Here is a 23132-nt window from a genome sequence, read left to right on the forward strand (position 1 = left end):
GACTCATTTTTAATCAAGTGACCAATTTAGTCAATAGTCACAGATTTATTATGGCGATAAACTTCTCAGCACAAGACTAGAAAGCAACACTGGAGCATCAGCGTTATATGAAATACTATGTTGTAAAAGTAATGGATGTAGATAAGGTCTCATAACTAAATAAATAGCCTTAACTGCTTCATCAATTGGTGTTTTTCTTTCAAAATCACCAGTTTGACGACCTTCTTGAATAATATTTTGTAGTACTTTAAGAATTCGATTTTCATAAGCAACCGTAGCATCCCATTTCTCAGAGGCTGCAGAAACTGCAATTTCATAGAGCTTACGATCTTGAGAAAATAAACGAAGGCTCCCTTCCACAATTACTTTAAACAGCACTCTCAATTTTTCAGCAGGATATTCAGCTTCTTGAATGGCAGCATTAACTTCATCTTCAATTTCACGCAAACAATTGGCACATATCATCTCGCCAATTGCCTGTTTAGATTCAAAAAATTTATAAATATAAGCTTTAGAAAAGCCTATAGATTTTGCAAGATCAGAAACTGTAGTTTTCTCATAACCATAGCGGCTGAAATGCTCTGTAGCAGCAACCACGATTTGGTCCCTTACCTCATGATCTTCCGGTCCTCGCTTTGAAACAGGATAACTACTTTTTTCTTTACTCATATTTTCAATTTAAACCTTTGTGTGAAAGTTATAGTTTAACTCTTGACCCCTGATATTGACAACAAGTGACTAAATTGTATTATAGTCACAATTAAACCATTGTTCAAAATCTCGCCTTGGGGAAAATATGTTATCTAGATCTATCGTTCTCCTACCAATACTCACCAGCATTCTTGCTGCTTGTACCGTAGGTCCTAATTATAAACGTCCTAGTATATCTCTACCCGAGCAATATCTTGGCGCTCGCTTAAACTCACCAAGTGACGAAACCAAAGCAGATATTGAAGTATGGTGGAAAAGTTTTAATGACCCTCAACTTACTCGATATGTCACATTAGCATTAAAACAAAATCTGGATCTGACCCAAGCACATACCCGTGTGACTCAAGCTCAAGCAGGCTTATCGGCAGTCAATGCTTCTTTACGCCCAATAGGTACTGTTGACGCACAAGCAGCTAAAGCTTACCAATCCGTTGAAACTCCACTGGGGCAAGTTTTAAATTCAATACCTAATTTTGACCGACATGGTAGTTCTTATGAGGCAAACCTAAGTGCCACTTGGGAATTAGATATTTTCGGAGGCCTTCGAAGAGACCGTGAAAGTGCTCTAGCAAACTATCAGGCTTCGAATGCAGGAGCATCAGCAGTTCGTTTAATGGTCGCAGCGCAAACAGCAAATCTTTATATTAATATTCGAGGATTACAATCTCGATTAGACATTGCCCAGCAACAATTACAAACGCAACAAAAACTTCTTTCAATTATTCAACTTTTATATAGCAAAGGATTGGCATCTGAATTTCAGGTCAAACAAGCTAAAGCGAATGTTGCTCAAGTTCAAGCCGTAGTTCCCGCACTTGGAATGAATCTAGACATTGCCATGAATGCACTCGACGTCATGCTTGGAACCGTACCAGGAACTCACCGAGCAGAACTAACAGAACTAAAACCAATTCCTGTTATTCCTAACATTACAGAAACAGGAACACCCCGCGATCTTTTACGTAGACGACCAGATCTCATCATGGCTGAAAGGCAACTGGCAGCTTCAAATGCACGTATTGGCAGTGCGATTGCAGAATATTACCCAAAGGTTTCTTTAGGCGGTTTGATAGGTAGCGCAACCACAGCAAGTGGAAACTTATTTTCAAGTGGAGCCAATCAGGCTGCTGGCTTATTAGGCTTACGTTGGCGTTTATTTGATTTTGGTCGAATTAATGCAGAAATTCGCTTAGCTAAGGGACAAGAAGCCGAAAAGCTTACAGCCTACCAATTAGCCGTCTTACATGCAGCGGAAGATGTAGAGAACTCATTATCAACTTTATCTAAAAGACAAGAACAACTCGTAGCACTTCAAGATGGTGAAAATGCGCTACACCATGCGCAGAAAATCGCTCTAATTGCCTATCAAAAAGGAATTAACAGTCGAATAGAAGTATTACAAGCAGATTCAAGTGCTTTGCAATTCACAGATAGAAAAGTACAGGTACAAACCGATTCAGCCCTTGCTGCTGTTGCAGTTTATAAATCACTGGGTGGCGGCTGGCAACCTCAAAAATTTTGAAACACCCCTATTGCCTCTATAGCAAGCAGTTTATAAAGCGAGAATTATTATGCGGGAACAATCAGTACGCCAGCCGTTAAATACACATGATTTAAATCATGCGATCTTAAACGGACCCATTCCCCAAGTAATGCTAAAACTGGCGTTACCCACCATAGCTGTTCTGCTTGTACAAACCCTGATTGGATTACTAGAAACATATTTTGTTAGCTCTCTAGGAACGGATGTAATAGCTGGCGTAGCCGTAGTGTTCCCTATTCTTATGCTCATGCAAATGCTAGCGAATGGTGGATTTGGTGGAGGACTAGCTTCAGCAATTGCTCGGGCTTCTGGAGCAGGTCGATCAGAAGATGCCCAATCCCTTGTCTGGCATGGTGTAATTCTTGCTGGCATTTTGGGAGGAGTTTTTAGTATTGTTATGCTCACCTCAGCCCAGATGATATATCACTTAATGGGCGTTACTGGCTTAGCTTTAGATGCAGCCCTAAAATATTCCAATATTATTTTTATAGGTTCCCCCCTTATATGGGCTGTAGCCCTACTCTCAGCCGCATTACGTGGTGCAGGTGATACAAAAACTCCGGCCCGCATAACGCTTCTAGGTGGGGTACTACTTTTACCCCTATCACCTATTTTCATTTTTGGTTGGGGATTCATTCCCTCATTGGGTGTAGCTGGAGCTGGGCTCGCTGTCTTAAGTTATTATATTTTTTCCATCATATGCTTAATTAGGCACATGCGAACAACGCATAGCATTATCAAATTATCGATCAAGCCTATCAATTTTCAGTTCTTCAAAGATATTCTTGGTATTGGTTCACTGTCTGCTATTGGAATAATTCAACTCAATTTAACTGTTGTCATCGTAACAACCTTAGTTGGTCAATTTGGTTCTGATGCAATCGCGGGGTACGGTATTGCTTCCCGACTAGATTACGTGCAAGTTCCCCTTATGTTCGGTATCGGCTCAGCAATCATGACCATGGTAGGTATTAATTATGGAGCTGGGCAATTTCAAAGAGCACGTCGTATCACATGGATCGGGGTTTTTATTACATTCCTTATCACTGGCTCAATAGGACTTTTCTTTAGTATTTTTCCTTCCATTTGGCTTGGTTTTTTCAGTCATGATCCATCTGTCCTTCAGACTGGAAAAAATTACTTGCAGCATGTTGCGCCTTTTTACGGAGCAATAGGTATAGGTATGGCACTTTATTTTGCAGGCCAAGGTTCAAAACGATTATTAGGCCCTATCTTAGCTGGTACCATCAGAATGATTATTGCAGCTGTTCTCGGAAGTATCGCTGTTCTATATTTTGATGCAAGTTTATCAACTTTCTTTCAAGTTATTGGCCTGAGTGCTTTGATATTTGGTTTGGTGTCCTGCTTGGTAAATTTTATCCATAGATAAAATTGCATTGAGTTCAAAAAATTGCTCAATTTTCTTAAAGATTTTGCACAAATCTTCTAGAACTACACTCACCTCTTTTGTACCGTTCTAAGGGCAAAACTTAAAAATTTATGGGTGGATTCTTATGGGTAACTGGGTGGATATTTCAAAAGATACCAATACAGGTATTGAAACAATCCGTGCCCATTTTACTGGTCATGCTTATGATCCCCACTGGCATTCAAGCTATTTAATTGGTGTAACTGAATCCGGCATTCAACAATTTCACTGTCGTAAAAAGCAAATCAATAGTCATGCTGGGCAAGTCTTTATGCTTGAACCAGAAGAAATCCATGATGGACATGCTCCTGCATCTGATGGCTTTACCTACCAAATGCTCTACCTACATCCAGACTGGTTAAAGCAACGTATCCAAGGTTTATTTCATAACAGCCCTGATCACTACGAGTTAGTGATTGATGCACCATTAAAGTCAGATGAACAGCTCGCTATTATTACTTCTCAAGCATTCCAGCACCTGCATTACAAAGAAATGAATATTGTCAAAGATAATAGTCTAGACCTACTTATTCAGTATATCGCACAAGGAAAATGGTTAAAAAAAGCTCACCAATCGTCTTGTACTCACACGCCTCGAATTGCATACCAAATCCGAGATATTTTGCATGATCATCTATTTGAAGATATAGGGCTTGAAGACATCGCTCGCATGATAGGCCTAGACCGATATCATATTCACCGCATTTTTAAAGCAACTTTTCATTTAGCACCTCATCAATATCTCATTCAACTCAGACTTACACGAGCGCGTGATTTACTCGCCAGAAGCATATCTCCCGCACAAGTTGCTTCAGATTTATGCTTTGCTGACCAAAGTCATTTAAGTCGCTGGTTTAAGCGCTGCTATGGATTAACACCTGCTGCCTATAGAAAAATCTGCACAAATCTTCAAGATTAAAAATCTTAATTATTTCATCTTATCTCTCCCTATTAACTCAAGTAGACAAGATGGAAAACCTCACTGCATTTTCATTATTTGCTATTGTTGCCTCAATTACTCCCGGTCCAACTAATTTTATAATTTTAAATTTAAGTAGCCGTTATAAAATTTCTAAAACGTTTCCTGTCATTTTAGGTTCTTGTATTGGGGCTGCCCTACTTGTGCTCATCGTTGGCATTGGAATGGGTTCAACCCTTCTGGCTTACCCAATTATTCAAAAAATAATGACACTCATTGGTTTAATCTGGCTAACTTCGTTGGCTTGGAAATTATATAAATACAATCCTATTATTCATTTCCAACAAGACAAAGAAAAAGGTCCGGTTGGTTTCATTACTGGCTTTTTCATGCAAGCAATTAATCCTAAAACATGGATGATGGCTTTTGCAGTGATTAGTGTCTACACAAAACAAGGGCAAGATATCTGGATAAATGTCTCAATTTTATCCTTCATTTTTTTCGTTATAGCTATTCCTTGCCTTTACATATGGGCCTTAGCAGGCAGGCTAAGCAATCGATTATTTTCACAAACAAAGCATATGAACATTTTTAATAAAATGATGGCGCTAACACTACTCATCTCTGTATGGTTACCAACCCTATCTACTTTTTAATGCATAAATTAGGTCATATAAATTTTTATTAATAATTTTCTATATTAAAAAATACTTATTCTTATAATTTCATAAAATAACTTTTTACTGAATATTCATTTAATGACCTAATATTTTTTATTTTGAGAAACATGCTCCCTAAAACACATGTTACTTTTTGTTATTTATGTAAAAATCAACCTAAAAGAAAAACCAAATAAGCCATTGTTAAATATAAACTTATATTAAATATTATTCTGTAAATTTTGTCTATTTTCTGAACAAATGTAGGCAATTTCTCACAACCATGTAAGCCAAAACCTACACCATAAGCAATTGTTTTTCCTATAATTAATTTCAGTACATATAAGCACTCTTTACTATTAAATAGAAAGCTGAATATTAATGAAGAGATCTGGAGAATCGGTAACATTATCTTTATTAATATAAAAACTCCTAATAATAGAAAAAGAATCTCAAAAAATTAATATGTACTATCTTTCCTCTGGAAACAGAGGAAAGATAACTTTTTAGTCATCAGATAGGATATAGAAAATGTTTATTGCAAAAAATATATTTGTATATTTACTATCAATGTTAGCTTTATGCTTACTGATTATTTTCTTTAACTACCTAGGAATGAACGAAACAACCAACCTTCTGCTCTCTTCTGCACTTTTTGGAATATTTATTACTTGGTATTTCAAAGGTAGCGGACTATGTCTTGCCTTATTTAGCTTTTTTTACTGGGCAATGTTTGTTATTAGCCAAAGTTTAGAAGTGATATGGATGCTCGCAAGTTCAATTATTGTCTATCTTGTTATGACTAAAATCATTCCTAAACTCAAGACTATCCATATTGGGGTGATAGCCAAATAGCTAGAAAGGGTTCACCCCACGCTTAATCATACCTACTTTCTTAACTGTATTAATTTTGATTTGCTCAGCAATTAATAATTCATTTAAGAAAATTTTTAAATTATGCTCATCAAGACGAGTGGGATTAAAACTAGTTTCTCCCATACTTAAAAAGAAAGATTCAATATTTGTATTACGCTGTACATATTTCATTGACCAACGCTGAAAAGAATTCTTCTCAATGGAATATGTACATAGCCATTTAACATTGTAGTGTCTTTGATCATTTTTAATTTTTTCAAATAATCTTTCTACTAACTCTTGTTCACCTTCTAGGCATTGAAAGAAAGCATTATCAGCATAATAGAGCACGCCACAAATTTGATTCAAGTCATTGAAATTTCGAGCTTCTGTTAGGATATCACGTAAATCTTGCAGTAAATCTTCATTTTTTTCGTTTCGTTGGCTGGCATAACACAGTCGAACGTTCATTAACAATTCCGTGAAATATAAAATTTCTTTATCTAAAGATTTTCCAATCTAACATATCTATTCCTGATAATTTATATTTCTTCATACGCTAAGCATTAACAAATGACTGATTAGTGATTAGTGATTAGTGATTAGTGATTAGTGATTAGTGATTAGTGATTAGTGATTAGTGATTAGTGATTAGTGATTAGTGATTAGTGATTAGACTTACATACTGGATATAAAATAAAAAGCCCTCTTATAGAGGGCTTTTATAGTATTTAAAAGAACAACACAATTCCTTTTAAATGACTAAAATAAAAAAAAGCACTAAAAAGTGCTTTTTTTCTTACTGAAATATTATTGTGGAATAATATTTACAGCATTTGGGCCTTTTTGCCCTTGAGTAACAGTAAACGTTACACGTTGACCTTCGTGCAAAGTTTTGAAACCTGAGCCAGAAATTTCTTTGAAGTGAGCAAACACATCTGGACCATTATCTTGTTGAATGAAACCGAAACCTTTAGTTTCGTTAAACCATTTTACTGTACCACTTACTGTATTAGACATGATATATCCTACTGATTTCTAATATTTTAGTATCATTTAATAATGACACTAACATAACTTTGAAAAAAGAATAACAAATTGAGCTTAAGATCTTAAAAAACGAAGGATTATGACTAAAACTACGATACTTTAAAGAAGATTTACTAACAAGACTTTTTTCTAGTTAAGAGCATGATACATGAAATAAATTTCTATTCAAGCTTTTTATGAAAAAAATTTTATAAATTATAATAAAAAACAGAAAAACAATAACTTAACAGAGTAGCTAAAAAATTAGTATATTCCCTACTTAACCAATACCTTACGTCTGATTATATAAAATATCGAGGAACAGAAAGATAACTGCTTATAACTTATCAAGTGGCAGATGAAAATATGAACGAATACTTGAAATAATTTGAGGTTTAAAAATTCAGGCAATAAAAAAACTCCTAAAAAGGAGCTTCATTTTTAAATCATTGGCAGAGGATCAAGGACTCGAACCTTGACGAACGGTTTTGGAGACCGTCATGCTACCATTACACCAATCCTCTATGTTTATGATTAAATAACTAATGATTTAATCATAAAAAAAGCAAGAACATCGTCTTGCTTCCTTTAATGGTGGGGGCGAAGAGACTCGAACTCTTACACCTTGCGGCGCTGGAACCTAAATCCAGTGCGTCTACCAATTTCGCCACGCCCCCATCTGGGACATTTATTTAAAATAAATGTGGCAGAGGATCAAGGACTCGAACCTTGACGAACGGTTTTGGAGACCGTCATGCTACCATTACACCAATCCTCTTCCAAGATCTAGATGACTTAACATCCAAATCAACTTTAAGATTTAACTTAAAGTGGTGGGGGCGAAGAGACTCGAACTCTTACACCTTGCGGCGCTGGAACCTAAATCCAGTGCGTCTACCAATTTCGCCACGCCCCCGATGGCTGTGTATATTAGCGATAAGATCTAACAGTGACAAGTGTTTTTTTTCTAAAAAAAACTGACCGTGTAAATTGTATACAGATACTAGATCAATGATTTTTATCAGATTGAAACTGCTTTTAAACAATTGAGCGCTTCAAACGCGTTTGCAAACCTATTTTTTTGTTGTTTTTGCAATAAACCTGAAAGTAATGGATAAAAATTCATAAACTGTGTTGGTAATTGAATGGTTAAATTTTGGCAATGCAATACTGCCCAATCATAGTAATTCCCTGCTTCTAAGCGAGTTTGGGCTAACCATTCATACAAAACAATTCCAAGTGCATATAAATCGCTTTGTACACTCTTGCCATGACCTTGATAGAGTTCAGGTGCCATATAACGTGGTGTTGCATCCATCACTGAATCTGAACTCGTCAAAAGTCGGGCTTTCTCAAAATCAATCAAGTAAGGTTTTTGCTGAAACTTTCGAAAGTGTTCTCTTTTAATATCTCCATGAATCCAACCTAATCTATGAAGTTCCGAGAGCTTATCTAGTGCGAACCAAATCGTACGGTACACATCTGTTAAATGAGTTTCATGAGACAATGAACCAAACCACAAACCAGTATCAGGTAAAATTAAAACCTGACCTAAAGAATGGCTTAATTGAGGAATGGTACTAACTTCGATTAATTTATGGGGTAAAAGCCATGCAGGTTTCTTGTGATTAATTTCTTCGTAAAACAATTGTTCATGTATGAAATCTTGCTCACTTTGAACATACGTTTCAGGCAAGTGATATTTTAACCAATAGTTTCTAGCATCTACAGAACATGTCCATAGATGCCGTCCTAAAGCTGAACTTCTGGGCTTTGTAACATATGTTAAGTTTTCTATATGAGAAGCAAAATCATGCTTCAGCATAGTACGACTCTGGCTGTTGTTGCTTTTCTTCAAAACGCAAAACTTCTAAGCAATGCTGAATCGTCTTGCCAATACGAGCATGGGTCTCAATCGAAGAAATTTTTGGCCAAGTCGCGCGTTCCCCTTCTCGTTGCAAACGTTTAAACAAATGTGGACGCGGGTTTTGCAAAGTATAGGTATAGTGACTCAAGCCATATTTAGCAATAATATTAACATCGCCATAATAACGCTGCCCCATTACGCCATATCCATGATCGAGTAATCTCCTAATCGGAGAAATAGAACCAAGTCTTTGACGCGTAAAGTCCATAAGTCCCATCGATAGTACTTTGCCTTGACGTCTTAAAATACGTTCGGGCCAACTTAAAACGTCTTTACGAAAGCGATCTGCATCATTTTGCATAAATGGCACAATATGCGGGTTCACTTGACTGGCGATGGTGTAATTTAAATTATATAGACGCGCCATTCTTTCTTGCGGAAAATCATTTCTTACACTGCCATCAACCCATTTTGTATTTGCCATATAAGGTGTATGTTCACCGTCATAACGTTTACTGGTTAAACGCACTGGTGGAAATAATACAGGTACAGCACATGAAGCCAACACAGCACTCCATACCAAAACGTTAGGGGTCATAATGGCATTCATAATTCGCGGGTTTTCTGTTGCATCATAGGGAGCAACCGCCACATTAATATTTAAACCAGATTTTTTGAAAGCTTCCTCAAAAGTAAGATCGCCTAAGTTTTCAACAAGGAATTTTTTCAAATAGTGCACATCGGCAATTCCACCATTTCCTTTAATGAGTTCACGAAGTTTTCTAAAATGAAAAGCATCACTAAAGAATTGTTCTCCATTTAATAAATTTTGAACATCTTCACTGGCAGAAGTTCCAAGCATGCCTGTCATAATTGCCCCTGCACTTGAGCCAGACAACACTTTAGGCATTAAATCCTGTTCAATTAAAGCTTTACACACCCCTGTGTGAAAAAGACCTAAAGTCGCTCCACCCGAGAACATAAGAGCCGGTTGTCCATATGCTTTTTCACAATTTTCAAAAAACTCAATTTTTTCTTTGCGTTGGAAAGTAATACATTCACTTGAAGCTATATAGGCCAAGCTTTGGCTAACTTCTTCAATATAGTCTTCAATTAGTTTTTTTGTGCCCACATGAGTTGCAGCAAAAAGCATAGGGTGACCAATATTTGCTATATCGTAGGTTAGGCCTTCTTTGAGTAGATAAATGAGGTCTAACGTTCGATGTTGCTGGCGGTATCTTTTCAGTAAGGTATATCGATAAGAAATGAGCTCTGCATCGAAATAAGGTGAACTATTATCGAATTTCCACTCTTGCACCCCTGTTTCTTCATCTAGTTTTAATGCAAAAGACTTCCACTCTTCATAAGATTCAGCCATGTCTAATTGACGTTGTAATTTTTTGATACGGTAAGCCTGATGCGGATTCATATCACTTCGTATTTTTTCAAACATATTTCGTCCTCATCTTCACAGATGATTTTACTGAATAGACATGACCACACTATGCGCGGTCTGAACATTTCAATCAATTGCAAAACCGATAAACTGTATAGCAACAACTTTTTTGTCAGCCTGTTAATTTCGGTGTTAGTATCCTAGTAAATTACTGTTTAACATGATTGACTTACCATGGCTACCATTGATTTACCAGACAATTTAGTTCAGACATTATCACTTGTATTAAATCAGTTACAGCAGGTCTTACCTGAACCTAAACAAGAAACAGATTTTACTGCACCTGCTTTTAGATGGGAAAATCAGCAACTTAAAGCCATCCATACCCCAAAGAATATTTATTTAGATGACTTAAAAGGCATTGAACGCCAAAAAGAAAAAATCATTCAAAATACTTTGCAATTTTTAAATGGCTTACCAGCAAATGATGTTCTTCTAACTGGCTCACGTGGTACAGGTAAATCATCTATTGTTCGTGCTTTATTGACTGAATATGCCCCTCAAGGGTTACGTTTAATTGAAATTGAACGTGATGACTTGGCAGATTTACCTAAAATTCAAAAAATCATTCAAAATCGGCCTGAAAAATACATCGTATATTGCGATGACTTGGCTTTTAATGCTGAAGATGAAAACTATCGTAGTTTAAAAAGTGTATTGGACGGCTCATTACAATCTGGTGCGAGTAATTTTATTATTTATGCGACCAGTAACCGTCGCCATTTGTTACCCGAATTCATGCATGAAAATACACCTGTAACCAAGGTCGATGTTCCTCAATATACTGAACTACACCCTCAAGAAGCGATTGAAGAAAAGATCTCTTTGTCAGATCGCTTTGGTTTGTGGTTATCTTTTTATCCAATGGATCAGAATTTATATTTAGAAATCGTTGAACATTATATTCAAAAGGCAAATATGTCTTTTAATGATGAAATTCGTGCCGAGAGTTTACGCTGGTGCCAAATGCGTGGTCAGCGCTCTGGTCGTGCTGCTTACCAGTTCTCGAAGCATTGGATTGGTTTAAATGGGTTAAAACAGCTGTCTAACAATTAAACGACGAATGTCCCGCAAAGCCTTGGCTTTGGCCTGAAAACCGCTTAGATTTGGCAGTTGTTTTTCATAACCTAAAACAAAGATAGTCCTATCCTTATTTAGGTTTATATATGAAAAAACAATTGCCAAAAATTTCTATAGGCAGCAAAGTCCTTGGTAAAAGCTTATTGCTCGCGCAAGGCGCCTTGGATCAAGCAGAAAAATACTCAACTCTTCCTTTTACTCAGTCTCATATTATCCAACCTCGAGTTGACGAAAAATATTATAGCTGGACACATTACGGTATCTTTTTTCCCCTTTTACCCGAACCGCATCGTTATCTAAACATTATGATTTTATTAGGCACGCCCGGTGCACTAGCCTTTGATCATGACAACATCATTAATGAAGACCCCAGAAAAACAGCCACATTCTTTTCAAGTACTGCCGCGGTTGAGCAAGCTTTGCTTAAGGCGTATATCATTCCCAAAGAGACGAAAATTAATAAAGATGGGAGCTTAATAGAACTAGGCAAAGAAATTTCAATTCAAGGAAAATTCCCGAAATTTCATATCCATGGACATTATGATGGGATTGATTTCGACTTTGATATTGATGTTACAGCACATGTTTCGTGGTTTATAAAAACACCGATTTATGATCATTTTAGTTTATTAGCAAAATTTAAAGGCTTTTTAAGTTATCAAGCAGAACGCATTGAAAGTGAAGGACTCTGTACGTATGAATATGCACGAGCAGCTGGTCCACATAGTTTCATAAACAAACTTCTTCCTGACGCTTATAAACTGCCGCTTGATTTTTTTACTTATCAAATTATTAATTTAAACGAGACCACTCAACTTCTTCTTACTAAAGCAGATATTGCAGGACAGACGGTAGCTTATAGCCTGCATATTAGATATCTTGATCAGCCAGCTGAAATTTTTACAGATGTTAGCTTTGACGTTATTTCTCATCAAGTCGAGGACTACATCTCACCGACTGGAGAAAAAATGCGACTTCCGAAATACTTTTCGTGGATTGCTCGAAATGAGAATAAACAAATTATTTTGAATATTCAGGCAGAAATTGACTGCCCATTCCGCTATGGTCATGGGCGTGGTTATGCTAGTGGCTATAAATTTACTGGTAATTACTTCGGCAATGAAGTTCAAGGCCGTGGTTATATCGAATACATTGATATCGAAAACCAAGAAGCTTTTAAATAGGAATACTTTTACTCAGGAATAGTGAGTTCCGTCATTGGCCAACGTGGTGTCGTGGTTACAGCCAAACCATCATGTTGGCCTGCTTTTAACCGTTGATAACCAGCAAAAGCAATCATTGCACCATTATCAGTACATAAGGCAGGTTCAGCATAGTAAACTTGTGCCTTAATTTTACCCAATGAAGTTTCCAACTGTTCACGTAATCGTAAATTTGCGCTTACGCCACCTGCGATAACTAAACGTTTCAGTCCAGTTTGCTTTAGAGCTTTTACTGATTTTTTTACCAAGGTATCTACAATTGCTTCTTGGAATGAAGCTGCAATATCCGCGTCTCGGTTTTCACCATTCAATTTTTTCAATTGCACAGAAACCGCTGTTTTCAAACCACTAAAAGAAAAATCTAAACCTTGGTGAAGCATAGGTCGCGGAAATTCAAATGCTGACGGATTACCACTTAAAGCTAATTTTGCAATATTGGGACCGCCTGGGTATGGCAAGCTCATCATTTTTGCAACTTTATCAAAAGCTTCTCCAGCTGCATCATCAATAGACTCACCCAAAAGTTCATATTGACCAATACCGTGAGCTGCCATTAATTGTGTATGTCCACCTGAAACTAGCAATGCAACAAATGGAAATTCAGGTGGCTGACTTGAAAGTAGAGGTGCCAACATGTGCCCCTCCATATGGTGAACGCCAATTGCAGGTTTATTTAAAGAAAAAGCTAAAGTTCTTCCAAATAAAGCCCCTGTCATTAAGGCTCCCATTAAGCCGGGACCACGCGTATAAGCAACTGCATCAATCTCTTGTTTTTTTATTCCACTTTGCTCAAGCAATTGATTCATTAAAGGAATTAATTTACGAACATGGTCACGAGAAGCAAGTTCAGGTACTACTCCACCATATTCGGCATGAAGTTTAATCTGACTATAAAGAACCTGTCCCCGTAAGCCGAGTTCGCTATCATAAAGTGCCAACCCTGTTTCATCACAAGAAGTTTCCAAGCCTAAAACAATCATCAAAACTGCCTTTTATATGAGTCAAAATATTGCAATCGCTATTATAGACTTGTGATATGAGTTGTAAATGAGTAAAATACTGACCTTCACTTGTGATCCGGCACAATAGTGTGCTTGATCTTATCCATAATCTAGAGGATTTTACATGCCACAAGTTAAGTTGAAAGAAGGCGAACCAGTTGACGTAGCTATCCGTCGTTTCAAACGTTCATGCGAAAAAGCTGGTGTTTTAGCTGACGTTCGTAAACGCGAATTCTACGAAAAACCAACTCAAGAACGTAAGCGTAAAAAAGCTGCTGCAGTTAAACGCTACCAAAAGAAATTGGCTCGCGAATCTGTACGTACTACTCGCCTTTACTAATTAATTTGTGATTGACTGCTGAATTATGACTACTTTAAAAAACCAAATTACTGATGCATTAAAAACTTCTATGCGTGCCAAAGATATGGCAACAGTGACGGTTTTGCGTAGTCTACAAGCAGCAATTAAGCAAATCGAAGTCGATGAGCGCATAGAGCTTGGCGACGCTCAGGTTCTTGCGGTCATTGAAAAGCAAATTAAACAACGTAAAGAATCGATCAAAGCCTTTGAAGGTGCTGGTCGTGATGATTTAGCTAGTAAAGAACAAGCCGAAGCTGAGATTTTATCTCAGTTTCTACCAGAAGCTATGACTGAGGAAGAGCTTGATTCTCTCATTGAGCAAACGATTTCTGCTCAAGAAGCAACTAGCATGAAAGATATGGGTAAGGTGATGAATTCTCTACGTCCGATCATAGCCGGGCGTGCCGATCCTTCTATCGTTTCAGCAAAAATTAAAGCTAAATTAGCTTAATTTCCTCTCTTAAATTTTATATTCCTTCAAACCAAAATTCCTTTTAGTTTGTGCATATTTGCATATCTGAAAAATTTAAAAGATATATTTTTAGATTTTCATTCGTCGCTCATCTTGCATTTGTTTTAATCTGCTGTCTATTCTAGCCGACATTGCTTGATTGTCTTTTGCCAATCGCTGAGCATGCAACATCGATTTAATTGCATTCTCTTCACTCCCCGACCAATATTCAGCTTCCGCCCGATAGCGTAAAACATTAACTGCTCTCAACTTTCCTGCTTTATCCAAATTCGCAGCTTGCTGTAAAAATTGCCAACCTTGTATATCTCTTGGGTTTTTATTAATAAATCGCTGAACAAGCGTTTGAACTTGTGCAAATTTTCCTTGACGTAATAGCACTTCAGCCAATTTATAGCTAAAAGCTCTATTTTCAGGCATAGTCATCTGTGTAGAAGCAATTGAAGTATAGGCTTGATCCAACTTGTTTTGCCCTAGATAAATATCTGTCTGCAATAGCGCAACAAGAGGTTTTCCGCTAGATTTGGCTTGATCTAAGGTAGACTGTGCCTGTGCATAATCACCTTGTTTTACGTAAAAAGCTGCCAAAGCAATAAGACCTGCAATATTTTTTTGAGAGGCCAAACTCTGTAGTTGATTTTCAGTAGCCTGATTTGAAACCACCATTGTGTACCATTTTAAAATTTCAAAATCGGCATCATATATACGATTTTTGACTTTAGGCATCTGGTTCGCACGAAGTCGAGCTTCACTCATACGCTCAGTCGTCAATGGATGAGTCAGCCAGAAATCTGGTAAAAAACTTACCCGACTCGTCGCACGGTGCATTGTTTCAAAATAGTCTGCCATACTTTGAGGGTTATAGCCCGCTGCATACATATATTGCATGCCAATACGGTCTGCTTCACGTTCCTGATTTCGACTATATGTTAACTGGCTATCCATTAGTGCAGCCTGTGTTCCCAACATCACTGCTGCCCCAGCATCTCCACCGCCCTGTGCAGCGATTGCCACGCCCGCCAAAAGCCCAGCCAAACTTAATAAAGTTTGCCCCTTAAAGGCTTCCTCTGAACGACTAAAATGCCTTTGAGATACGTGTGCAATTTCATGCGCCATAACCCCAGCAATTTCATCAATATTGCGAGCTGAAGCAATAAGGCCAGTATTAAGCGCGAATAAACCACCCGGAACAGCAAACGCATTAATTTGTGGATCTTTAATTACAACTAGACCAATAGGCTGACCAAGTTGAGTCTCACTCAAAATACTTGAAAATACTTGGAAAAATTGGTCTTCGAGCCAGATATCTTGGAGAACTGGCATTTGTTTATGAACTTCACGGAAAACTTTTTCACCAATAAATTTTTCTTTTTGTTGATCAAGCAAGCCTATCCCACTTCCAATATTTGGAATTTCCACCTGATTCGCAGATGACCGAGGGTCGAAAGACTGTGCATACGCAGCATTTGCTATAAAAGTCGCACTTAAAATAACTGGCAAAAATCTCAAAAGTTTTTCTCTATTAAAATTAAACCATAAAAAAAGTCTACTGATGTGAACCATAAAAAATGATGTTCAATCAATAGACTTTTACTATATCACTGGAAATCGACTAGTTTTGCAATGAAGTGTTATCCATCACTTATATAAAGTTTGGGTTTACCAGATATCTAGGTGTTTTATCCTCTAAAGCCTCAACCAGATTTTTATAGGCAAGATTTGCCATTTTCTTACGGGTTTCGGCAGTAGCTGAGCCCACATGAGGTAAAGTGACTACATTGGACAATTTAAAAAGTGCTGAATCTTGTAAAGGTTCTTTTTCATACACATCTAAGCCAGCAGCAAAGATCTGATTTTGCTGCAAAGCCTCAATCAAAGCTTGCTCATCAACTACCGAACCGCGCGCAATATTAATAAAAATAGCGTGTTTTTGCATAAGCTCAAATTGAGCTTTGCCCATTAAAGCTTTCGATTCGTTATTTAAATCAACTGCGGTTACTACAAAATCAGACTGCTGTAGTAATTGATCCAAACCAAGATATTGTGCGTTTAATGGCTCAGCTAATTCAGGCTTTTCACGACGATTATGGTAAACAATATTCATGTTAAATCCATAAAAACCACGTCGAGCAATTGCAGCCCCAATATTACCAAGCCCAATAATTCCCAATGTCTTTCCAAAAACATCTAAACCAAACTGCTGAGGCCCTACAGTTCTTTTCCATTCACCTTGCTTTGTCCAATGATCAAGAAAAGGAACTTTTCTAGCAGCGCTTAGTAATAATGTAAAAGCAAGATCAGCTGTTGTTTCTGTTAAAACATGAGGCGTATTTGATAACCAGATTTTTCTTTGATTTAAATAAGCCACATCATAATTGTCATAGCCCACCGTTACAGATGAAATAATTTTTAGTTTTTGGGCTGGTGCAAGGTTATTTTCATTCAGTAACCGTCCTGCACCAATCATCCCGTCAGCATCTACAACGTGTTGTCGTATTTGTTCATTAATATCACCCAGTTTTGGGTTAAGAACTACAACATGATAATTCTGTTGTAATTGAGACAAAATTTCTTCATCAATTTGGCTAAATACTACAACTTTTTTCATGTAAATCCCTACTACTCGTTGTTATCTTGCATTAATTTCCATAACCTTTTTTTAAGGAGTGGTTTCTCCAGCATTTCTTTTAAACTTGCTAAATAAATAATATTCGCGTGTTGAATATAAGAACAGTCACCAAGACACAATATCTTTTTCTCTGCTGCGACAGCATCTAAAAAGCCTTGTATATATGAACCAGCGCCCCGTTGATCTTGATAGGTCGCTAAAGGGAAAGGCCATTTTAATTCAGCATACTGCCCTATTTTTGCTTTTTGTATGTTGCTCCAAAGCTGTTTTTCTTCTTCACTTAAATTCGTAACATCTAAAAAAATAACACATTTTTCAAGAGAAAAAGCCTGTAACTCAAATGATGCAATCTTAATTACAGGCGGTTGCACCTCATTGTGAGGTGCTATAACAGGCTGAACATCTATTAAGACTGGCGTAACAATTTCAGGTTCAACTTTTGGAATATCTTTGATTTGTGGCTTTGTGGGCTGCTCAAGAACGACTGGTTCTACAGAAGGTAATATAATCGGTTCAGGTTCTTCAACAACATGATCTCGCCAAAGGCTTTGAGCATTATTTTTTTGGCACACCTGTGTCTTAGGAATCCATAAATCAATTCCTAAAGTTGCCAGTATATTTCTTTGCTGCCCAATCATGTTTGAATCAATACCTCCACTCAATCTACATTCTAACGGGCTTCAGTTTTTTTTTCAGTGTTTTATTTCGTTCAGCTGTTTTTATAATCGTAGATGTCTTTTAAATAATCATAACACTATTTCTTTTTTGCATTTGCTCAACAATTTCTTCTGTCTCAAAGCCGAAACGCCAATAAAGTAATTCAAGTACATCCAACTCATCTTGAGTAATAATGCGATCGCTCCACAAGCACATTTCCGCAATCGCTAAAATACTCAGACGGTCACGTAACAATAAACCCGCAATATCATTTAAAATTTCAGCCAAATCTAAAGGCTCATCCGAAATTTCATCATAAATATTCATTTCATCAGGATTGAGTAAAGAGCGTAAAATACGATCACGGACTTCTAACTGATTTGGGCTATTAATTTGTTGAACATGAAGTAAAGCATCAACTAAGCGAACAATTTGGGGTTTTACTTCTTCAAATGCAGTTGGTAAATGCAGCGGCATCAAATTCAGTTCATATTTAACCCGTTCTAACAAAAGTGCATCCAGCAACCCAATCTCGCCATCTTCTTGAATAATGAGCGCTAGTTTTGTGAGAAATTGCCGCGCAATACTTGCTGGCATATGTCCAATGTTTTTACAGGCATCATGGAATATCTGAATATGAATACGACCATCCAGATTTAATAAAGCATCGATAATAGCATGGCTAACTGGCGCATCTTTAGGGATGAATTCTCGATATTGACGAATCATCAAAATAGCCACCATTACTTCACGTGACCCTGTAGCTGTTTGTAGCGCACGCTGGATTAACTCAGGGCGCTTTTTATTGCGACGCACATCACTACTAAGGGGCTTAATCGCATCATTTAACGCAAAACTAATAGGCGACAATCTTAATAAAGGCAAGGGCTGTGGAGATGACCACGGAATATAAATTTCTTTCTCAGATTCTTCTAAAAAATGAAATAAGCTAAATAACGGACGGTTACGTAGTTTTTTCAAGTTTTCTAATTGTAAATCTTGAAGCAAAGTCGGGTTTAATTCATAAATGCGTTCACGAATACTCGGATGAATATTCATCCAGCTTTGAGGGCTAAGTGAGTTTGCAAAACACATATGTGCGATTGATTCGGAATAAGCACTATGAATTTGTGAACCCGAATGGTGGACGTAAATACGCAATAAAGTCTGGGTATTCGCACTATTTTTTAATAATCGTACTGTTTTTTGGTCATTACGAAATGTTCGACCACTCAAAGTTAAGTATTTAATAAATCGGGTAATCAATACACCAAGGCTACCCGCTAACCAAATTACACCACCCACCGCAACAAAGACGGTTTCAAACTTATGTTTATAGCCTGGGCTATAGCGTTTAAAACCTTGTTTCGCTAATTTACTGCCCCACTGGCTAAATGTTGTTAAACCACTATATAAAATCTTTAATTTAGTGTTTTCAACTGCTTCACCCGATAAAATCTGATTAAACTCATGGCCCAACAAGCCATATAGTTCAAGTTTATCTAGATTCTGCAGGGCTCCCCACGTCAAAATAATCACAATATCTTTAGGGTGAAAACCTGCTGTGAGTGCATTGACTCCGACCTCATCAGGTAAAACATACAAGGTTGGAACTTTTAGTGAGAAATTCTGCGCCAAATTTTCTGTAATTTTTAATGCTGCAAGTTCTTCTGGAGTACTTTCTTCTTTCACCAAACGACGTGCTTTAAGTTGCTTTGCTAAAGAATGCCCACCTTTACGCAAGATATAAAGTTCGGTAACTACCGACCAAACCATAATAAAAAGTAATAGTGCGACAAAATAAGGACTTAAAGTGTGCCACCAAATGGGCTGACTATAATCAAAAAAATGGACGAGCAAACCTAAAATTAAATTTAAAATAAAAATAGTAAGCAGCACAGCAACCAAACACATAGTGATGGACCATGCCATATTCTTATTTTCGATTAGATAGTGGCTTACTTCTTTCAATGTAAATAATCCCAATTACATTGTTAGGTTTCATCATAAAAGAAAAAAGCGGGAAACACCCGCTTTTTTCAGCTATTCCTATTCTTCTTTAATGCCTGTTAAATCTACAGAAGCTGCGTCAACATTCACATCAATGTAACCATCTTTTTTCTTTTTAGCAGAATCATTACGCTTCTGCTCCAAATTATTTAGATAAGCACCATCAATATCACCTGTTACATAGATTCCATCAAATACAGAGCAATCAAACTCAGTTAGATCAGGCACTTTGCTCGTACGTACAGCATTTTTCAAGTCTTCCAACTCTTGGAAAACCAAACGATCCGCACCAATAATTTCTTGGATCTCTTCTACGCTGCGTTCTGAAGCAATTAGCTCAGTTTTAGCAGGCATATCAATACCGTAAACGTTTGGATACATAACCTGAGGTGCAGCTGATGCAAAGTATACTTTTTTTGCACCAGAATCACGTGCCATCTGGATGATTTCGTTACAGGTAGTACCACGAACAATTGAGTCATCAACTAATAAAACGTTCTTGCCTTTAAATTCCAACTCAACAGGGTTTAATTTCTGACGTACAGATTTTTTACGCTGTTGCTGACCTGGCATAATGAAGGTACGACCGATATAACGGTTTTTCATAAAACCTTCACGGAACTTAACACCTAGAATATTTGCAAGTTCTAATGCTGAAGTACGGCTCGTATCTGGAATTGGAATAACCACATCAATATCATGGTCCTCACCCCAGTCACGCAAAATTTTATGAGCAAGCTTTTCACCCATTTTTAAACGGGCTTTATAAACTGAAATTCCGTCAATAATGGCATCAGGGCGTGCAAAATAAACATATTCAAAAATACATGGCCGGTATTTTGGATTAGCTGCACATTGTCTTGTGAACAATTCACCATCAGCAGTGATAAAAATTGCTTCACCAGGTTCAATGTCACGCTCAATTTTAAAACCAAGCGCTGTAATAGCAACTGATTCAGAAGCGATGATGTATTCCATCTCACCTTGTTCAGTCATGCGTGAACCATAAATGAGTGGGCGGATACCGTTTGGATCGCGGAAACCAACCAAACCATGACCGGTAATCATCGCCACTACGCCATATGCACCTAGACAGCGCTCGTGTACACGAGTAACTGTATGGAAAATATCATCTGGTGTAGGGTTTAAAGTACCGTTCTTCTGCAATTCATGCGCAAATACGTTCAAAAGAACTTCTGAGTCCGAATCTGTATTCATATGACGTAAATCTGTTTTAAACAGGTCATCATGAATATCTTCAGCATTGGTTAAATTACCATTATGTGCAAGCGTAATACCGTAAGGTGAGTTCACATAAAATGGTTGTGCTTCAGCACTGCTAGCAGAACCAGCAGTTGGGTAACGTACATGGCCAATACCATAATTACCAAGTAATGCTCTCATATGACGAGTATGAAAAACATCACGCACCATACCGTTATCCTTACGAAGGAAAAGACGGCCTTCATGGCAGGTTACTATTCCAGCTGCATCTTGCCCACGATGTTGCAACATCGTTAAAGCATCAAACAACATTTGGTTCACTGGCGATTTACCGGCTATACCAACAACTCCACACATAGCAACCTCGCAGACAAGCTAGGAATTAATAAAAAGGATTCTTTGTCGAATGGTCGGATCGGTTTTCTAAATTTTCCGATTCGCCCATTGGTTTTGAAGGGGTGCTTGATGCACTACCTCCAGATGTTATTTGATGAAATGCCTCACTTGCTGCATCTTTAGACAATTCGGTAGCTAAAGGCGCATAAGGCAGTAAAAATTGTATAAGTTTAGACTGTTTCCAGTGTGGTGAACTTTCAACCCAAGGCCCTACGCCCTGCATTGTAATCAACACAACCAACAAGCCTTTTAAAGAACCAAAAGCACCACCCGCTAAACGATTTAATGGTCCCAATTTCAGACTTTTCAAGAGGCCATTTAAAAATGCAGTGACGATCCATGTTAAAACAATGATCATAAGTGCGATAAATGCGAAAGCTGCAATTTTTTGAACAACCGGATCATGACTTAAACCCGACATGGACGGCGCAAGGAGGACAGCATATTTTGCACCCATAATTAATGCAATGATCCATCCTACCAAGTTCGCAAAGGCTTTGATAAATCCTTGTCGCAAACCGTTTAGCCCCCCAATGAGCAAAAGTATCAGAATGATGATATCAATTGTGTTCATATTCACTTAAGTCATGGCTGCAACACATTGTTTTACTAATATAGGACCGGTATAAATCAATCCGCTATAGATCTGTACTAGTGTTGCCCCAGCTTGCTGTTTGGCTACTGCTTGTTCACCCGACAAAATTCCACCCACGCCAATTAACGGGATTTGTCCTTTTAACGTTTGGGCAAATAAACGTAAGCATTCGGTACTTTTTTCAAAAACAGGCGCACCGGATAAGCCACCCGACTCATTACCATAAGGAAGATTTTCTACACCCTCTCTAGATAAAGTCGTATTGGTAACGATTAAACCATCAATTTTAAATTGCAATAATTGCGCTGCAATAAACTCAACATCTTCTGCTGTTAAATCAGGCGCAACTTTTAAAACCAAAGGAACATAATGGTTATATTGCTCGGCAAGCTCAAGTTGTCTTTCTTTTAAGGTTTGCAATAATTCAGTTAATGCATCACCACTTTGTAAACTTCTTAAGTTCTTAGTATTTGGAGATGAGATATTAACGGTAATATACGAAGCGTAGTTATAAACTTTCTCAAGGCAAATCAGGTAATCATCAACAGCCTTTTCTACAGGCGTATCTGCATTCTTACCAATATTGATGCCTAGAATTCCTTTAAATTTTGAAGCTTTGACATTCTCAACAAGTTTATCAACACCATCATTATTAAAACCCATGCGGTTAATAATGGCTTTCGCTTCAGGAATACGGAACAATCGTGGTTGTGGATTACCCGACTGAGGACGAGGTGTAATTGTTCCAATTTCAATAAAGCCGAAACCCAGTCCGGCTAAAGAATCAATATGTGCACCATTCTTATCAAGTCCAGCCGCTAAACCTACCGGATTTGGAAATTCAATTCCCATACAGGTTGTCGGTTTTGATTCTACGCTCTGGCGCAGCAGGCCGAACTTATGTGCTTTATCAAGCATAGATAATGTTAATTCATGGGCACGCTCTGGTGCTAAACTAAACAACATCGGGCGAGCAAGTGAATATAACATACCAATCACAGTCTACTGATTTTAGGTAG

The 23132-nt window shown here is 37.5% G+C and carries 22 protein-coding genes and 4 tRNA genes; 9 read left to right on the forward strand and 17 right to left on the reverse strand.

Going from position 1 to position 23132, the window contains the following annotated elements; translation table 11 throughout:
• Positions 1-48 precede the first annotated feature (48 nt).
• Entirely contained in the window at positions 49-669 is a 621-nt protein-coding gene (locus tag ASF86_RS08280) for a TetR/AcrR family transcriptional regulator (RefSeq protein WP_004643418.1), read from the reverse strand.
• A gap of 127 nt (positions 670-796) precedes the next feature.
• Between ASF86_RS08280 and ASF86_RS08285 the strand changes: the two genes are divergently transcribed.
• The 5 genes from ASF86_RS08285 (at position 797) to ASF86_RS19630 (ending at position 6116) form a co-directional block, all read left to right on the forward strand.
• The gene (locus ASF86_RS08285; RefSeq protein WP_056481105.1) at positions 797-2233 is read left to right on the forward strand and encodes an efflux transporter outer membrane subunit; all 1437 of its coding nucleotides are present in this window, start codon (positions 797-799) and stop codon (positions 2231-2233) included.
• A gap of 49 nt (positions 2234-2282) precedes the next feature.
• Complete coding sequence (locus ASF86_RS08290) at positions 2283-3644, forward strand: MATE family efflux transporter (protein WP_056481107.1); 1362 nt, start codon at positions 2283-2285, stop codon at positions 3642-3644.
• Between the two features lie 124 nt (positions 3645-3768).
• The gene (locus tag ASF86_RS08295) at positions 3769-4602 is read left to right on the forward strand and encodes an AraC family transcriptional regulator (RefSeq protein ID WP_056481109.1); all 834 of its coding nucleotides are present in this window, start codon (positions 3769-3771) and stop codon (positions 4600-4602) included.
• 50 nt (positions 4603-4652) lie between these two features.
• Positions 4653-5258 carry a LysE family translocator gene (locus tag ASF86_RS08300; protein WP_056481111.1) on the forward strand — a complete coding sequence of 202 codons (606 nt, stop codon included), beginning with the start codon at positions 4653-4655 and terminating at the stop codon, positions 5256-5258.
• A 534-nt stretch (positions 5259-5792) separates the two neighbouring features.
• Positions 5793-6116, forward strand: a complete 324-nt coding sequence (locus tag ASF86_RS19630; protein ID WP_056481115.1) for a hypothetical protein — start codon at positions 5793-5795, stop codon at positions 6114-6116.
• Here the strand turns inward: ASF86_RS19630 and ASF86_RS08315 are convergent, their stop codons facing one another.
• The 8 genes from ASF86_RS08315 to ASF86_RS08350 all read right to left on the reverse strand — a co-directional run bounded on the left by ASF86_RS08315 (position 6117) and on the right by ASF86_RS08350 (position 10465).
• A complete protein-coding gene (locus tag ASF86_RS08315; RefSeq protein ID WP_056481117.1) occupies positions 6117-6587 on the reverse strand; it encodes an AnBLUF65 family BLUF photoreceptors in 471 nt (156 codons plus the stop codon).
• Positions 6588-6926: 339 nt separating this feature from the next.
• Positions 6927-7136, reverse strand: a complete 210-nt coding sequence (locus ASF86_RS08320; protein WP_003650775.1) for a cold-shock protein — start codon at positions 7134-7136, stop codon at positions 6927-6929.
• Positions 7137-7595: 459 nt separating this feature from the next.
• Positions 7596-7669, reverse strand: a tRNA-Trp gene (locus tag ASF86_RS08325).
• Between the two features lie 68 nt (positions 7670-7737).
• Positions 7738-7822 (reverse strand) — tRNA-Leu (locus tag ASF86_RS08330).
• A 27-nt stretch (positions 7823-7849) separates the two neighbouring features.
• Positions 7850-7923 (reverse strand) — tRNA-Trp (locus ASF86_RS08335).
• Positions 7924-7976: 53 nt separating this feature from the next.
• Positions 7977-8061: transfer RNA gene (locus ASF86_RS08340), tRNA-Leu, on the reverse strand.
• Positions 8062-8166: 105 nt separating this feature from the next.
• On the reverse strand, positions 8167-8970 hold the full coding sequence (locus ASF86_RS08345) for a protein kinase domain-containing protein (RefSeq protein WP_056481118.1): 804 nt from the start codon (positions 8968-8970) through the stop codon (positions 8167-8169).
• On the reverse strand, positions 8957-10465 hold the full coding sequence (locus ASF86_RS08350) for a DUF3336 domain-containing protein (RefSeq protein WP_005306944.1): 1509 nt from the start codon (positions 10463-10465) through the stop codon (positions 8957-8959). The genes ASF86_RS08345 and ASF86_RS08350 overlap by 14 nt, the downstream gene beginning before the upstream one ends.
• Before the next feature lie 177 nt (positions 10466-10642).
• On the opposite strand from ASF86_RS08350, the gene ASF86_RS08355 reads away from it, so the two are divergent.
• Together ASF86_RS08355 and ASF86_RS08360 are read left to right on the forward strand one after the other, a co-directional pair.
• The gene (locus ASF86_RS08355; protein ID WP_056481120.1) at positions 10643-11524 is read left to right on the forward strand and encodes an ATP-binding protein; all 882 of its coding nucleotides are present in this window, start codon (positions 10643-10645) and stop codon (positions 11522-11524) included.
• A 110-nt stretch (positions 11525-11634) separates the two neighbouring features.
• Positions 11635-12732: a DUF6670 family protein gene (locus ASF86_RS08360; RefSeq protein ID WP_056481122.1), complete on the forward strand. Its 1098-nt coding sequence runs from the start codon at positions 11635-11637 to the stop codon at positions 12730-12732.
• 8 nt (positions 12733-12740) lie between these two features.
• On the opposite strand, the gene tsaD is transcribed toward ASF86_RS08360, so the two are convergent.
• Positions 12741-13751, reverse strand: coding sequence for a tRNA (adenosine(37)-N6)-threonylcarbamoyltransferase complex transferase subunit TsaD (gene tsaD, locus ASF86_RS08365; RefSeq protein WP_003650765.1), 1011 nt, complete (start codon positions 13749-13751; stop codon positions 12741-12743).
• A gap of 145 nt (positions 13752-13896) precedes the next feature.
• Here tsaD and rpsU point away from each other — a divergent pair, with 145 nt between their 5' ends.
• A complete protein-coding gene (rpsU, locus tag ASF86_RS08370) occupies positions 13897-14112 on the forward strand; it encodes a 30S ribosomal protein S21 (protein ID WP_001136722.1) in 216 nt (71 codons plus the stop codon).
• A gap of 25 nt (positions 14113-14137) precedes the next feature.
• Positions 14138-14584 carry a GatB/YqeY domain-containing protein gene (locus ASF86_RS08375; protein WP_003650763.1) on the forward strand — a complete coding sequence of 149 codons (447 nt, stop codon included), beginning with the start codon at positions 14138-14140 and terminating at the stop codon, positions 14582-14584.
• A 90-nt stretch (positions 14585-14674) separates the two neighbouring features.
• On the opposite strand, the gene ASF86_RS08380 is transcribed toward ASF86_RS08375, so the two are convergent.
• The 7 genes from ASF86_RS08380 to ASF86_RS08410 form a co-directional block, all read right to left on the reverse strand.
• Positions 14675-16102, reverse strand: coding sequence for a M48 family metalloprotease (locus tag ASF86_RS08380; protein ID WP_080632212.1), 1428 nt, complete (start codon positions 16100-16102; stop codon positions 14675-14677).
• A gap of 142 nt (positions 16103-16244) precedes the next feature.
• Positions 16245-17210 (reverse strand): 2-hydroxyacid dehydrogenase, encoded by a 966-nt coding sequence (locus tag ASF86_RS08385; RefSeq protein WP_045430247.1) that lies wholly within the window; start codon positions 17208-17210, stop codon positions 16245-16247.
• A gap of 11 nt (positions 17211-17221) precedes the next feature.
• Positions 17222-17869, reverse strand: coding sequence for a hypothetical protein (locus ASF86_RS08390; RefSeq protein WP_056481124.1), 648 nt, complete (start codon positions 17867-17869; stop codon positions 17222-17224).
• Between the two features lie 100 nt (positions 17870-17969).
• On the reverse strand, positions 17970-19859 hold the full coding sequence (locus ASF86_RS08395) for a M48 family metalloprotease (protein WP_004643441.1): 1890 nt from the start codon (positions 19857-19859) through the stop codon (positions 17970-17972).
• Positions 19860-19937: 78 nt separating this feature from the next.
• Positions 19938-21479, reverse strand: coding sequence for an amidophosphoribosyltransferase (gene purF / locus ASF86_RS08400; RefSeq protein ID WP_003650754.1), 1542 nt, complete (start codon positions 21477-21479; stop codon positions 19938-19940).
• A 25-nt stretch (positions 21480-21504) separates the two neighbouring features.
• Positions 21505-22092 (reverse strand): CvpA family protein, encoded by a 588-nt coding sequence (locus ASF86_RS08405; RefSeq protein ID WP_056481126.1) that lies wholly within the window; start codon positions 22090-22092, stop codon positions 21505-21507.
• 6 nt (positions 22093-22098) lie between these two features.
• Positions 22099-23103, reverse strand: a complete 1005-nt coding sequence (locus tag ASF86_RS08410) for a quinone-dependent dihydroorotate dehydrogenase (RefSeq protein ID WP_004643444.1) — start codon at positions 23101-23103, stop codon at positions 22099-22101.
• Positions 23104-23132: the final 29 nt, after the last annotated feature.

This window comes from Acinetobacter sp. Leaf130 (genome assembly GCF_001423205.1).
Classification (GTDB): Bacteria; Pseudomonadota; Gammaproteobacteria; order Pseudomonadales; family Moraxellaceae; genus Acinetobacter; species Acinetobacter calcoaceticus.

Coding starts and splice junctions, on each gene's coding strand:
- ASF86_RS08280 (WP_004643418.1), bottom strand. CDS start 669: ATGAGTAAAGAAAAAAGTAGTTATCCTGTTTCAAAGCGAGGACCGGAA.
- ASF86_RS08285 (WP_056481105.1), top strand. CDS start 797: ATGTTATCTAGATCTATCGTTCTCCTACCAATACTCACCAGCATTCTT.
- ASF86_RS08290 (WP_056481107.1), top strand. CDS start 2,283: ATGCGGGAACAATCAGTACGCCAGCCGTTAAATACACATGATTTAAAT.
- ASF86_RS08295 (WP_056481109.1), top strand. CDS start 3,769: ATGGGTAACTGGGTGGATATTTCAAAAGATACCAATACAGGTATTGAA.
- ASF86_RS08300 (WP_056481111.1), top strand. CDS start 4,653: ATGGAAAACCTCACTGCATTTTCATTATTTGCTATTGTTGCCTCAATT.
- ASF86_RS19630 (WP_056481115.1), top strand. CDS start 5,793: ATGTTTATTGCAAAAAATATATTTGTATATTTACTATCAATGTTAGCT.
- ASF86_RS08315 (WP_056481117.1), bottom strand. CDS start 6,587: ATGAACGTTCGACTGTGTTATGCCAGCCAACGAAACGAAAAAAATGAA.
- ASF86_RS08320 (WP_003650775.1), bottom strand. CDS start 7,136: ATGTCTAATACAGTAAGTGGTACAGTAAAATGGTTTAACGAAACTAAA.
- ASF86_RS08345 (WP_056481118.1), bottom strand. CDS start 8,970: ATGCTGAAGCATGATTTTGCTTCTCATATAGAAAACTTAACATATGTT.
- ASF86_RS08350 (WP_005306944.1), bottom strand. CDS start 10,465: ATGTTTGAAAAAATACGAAGTGATATGAATCCGCATCAGGCTTACCGT.
- ASF86_RS08355 (WP_056481120.1), top strand. CDS start 10,643: ATGGCTACCATTGATTTACCAGACAATTTAGTTCAGACATTATCACTT.
- ASF86_RS08360 (WP_056481122.1), top strand. CDS start 11,635: ATGAAAAAACAATTGCCAAAAATTTCTATAGGCAGCAAAGTCCTTGGT.
- tsaD (WP_003650765.1), bottom strand. CDS start 13,751: ATGATTGTTTTAGGCTTGGAAACTTCTTGTGATGAAACAGGGTTGGCA.
- rpsU (WP_001136722.1), top strand. CDS start 13,897: ATGCCACAAGTTAAGTTGAAAGAAGGCGAACCAGTTGACGTAGCTATC.
- ASF86_RS08375 (WP_003650763.1), top strand. CDS start 14,138: ATGACTACTTTAAAAAACCAAATTACTGATGCATTAAAAACTTCTATG.
- ASF86_RS08385 (WP_045430247.1), bottom strand. CDS start 17,210: ATGAAAAAAGTTGTAGTATTTAGCCAAATTGATGAAGAAATTTTGTCT.
- ASF86_RS08390 (WP_056481124.1), bottom strand. CDS start 17,869: ATGATTGGGCAGCAAAGAAATATACTGGCAACTTTAGGAATTGATTTA.
- purF (WP_003650754.1), bottom strand. CDS start 21,479: ATGTGTGGAGTTGTTGGTATAGCCGGTAAATCGCCAGTGAACCAAATG.
- ASF86_RS08405 (WP_056481126.1), bottom strand. CDS start 22,092: ATGAACACAATTGATATCATCATTCTGATACTTTTGCTCATTGGGGGG.
- ASF86_RS08410 (WP_004643444.1), bottom strand. CDS start 23,103: ATGTTATATTCACTTGCTCGCCCGATGTTGTTTAGTTTAGCACCAGAG.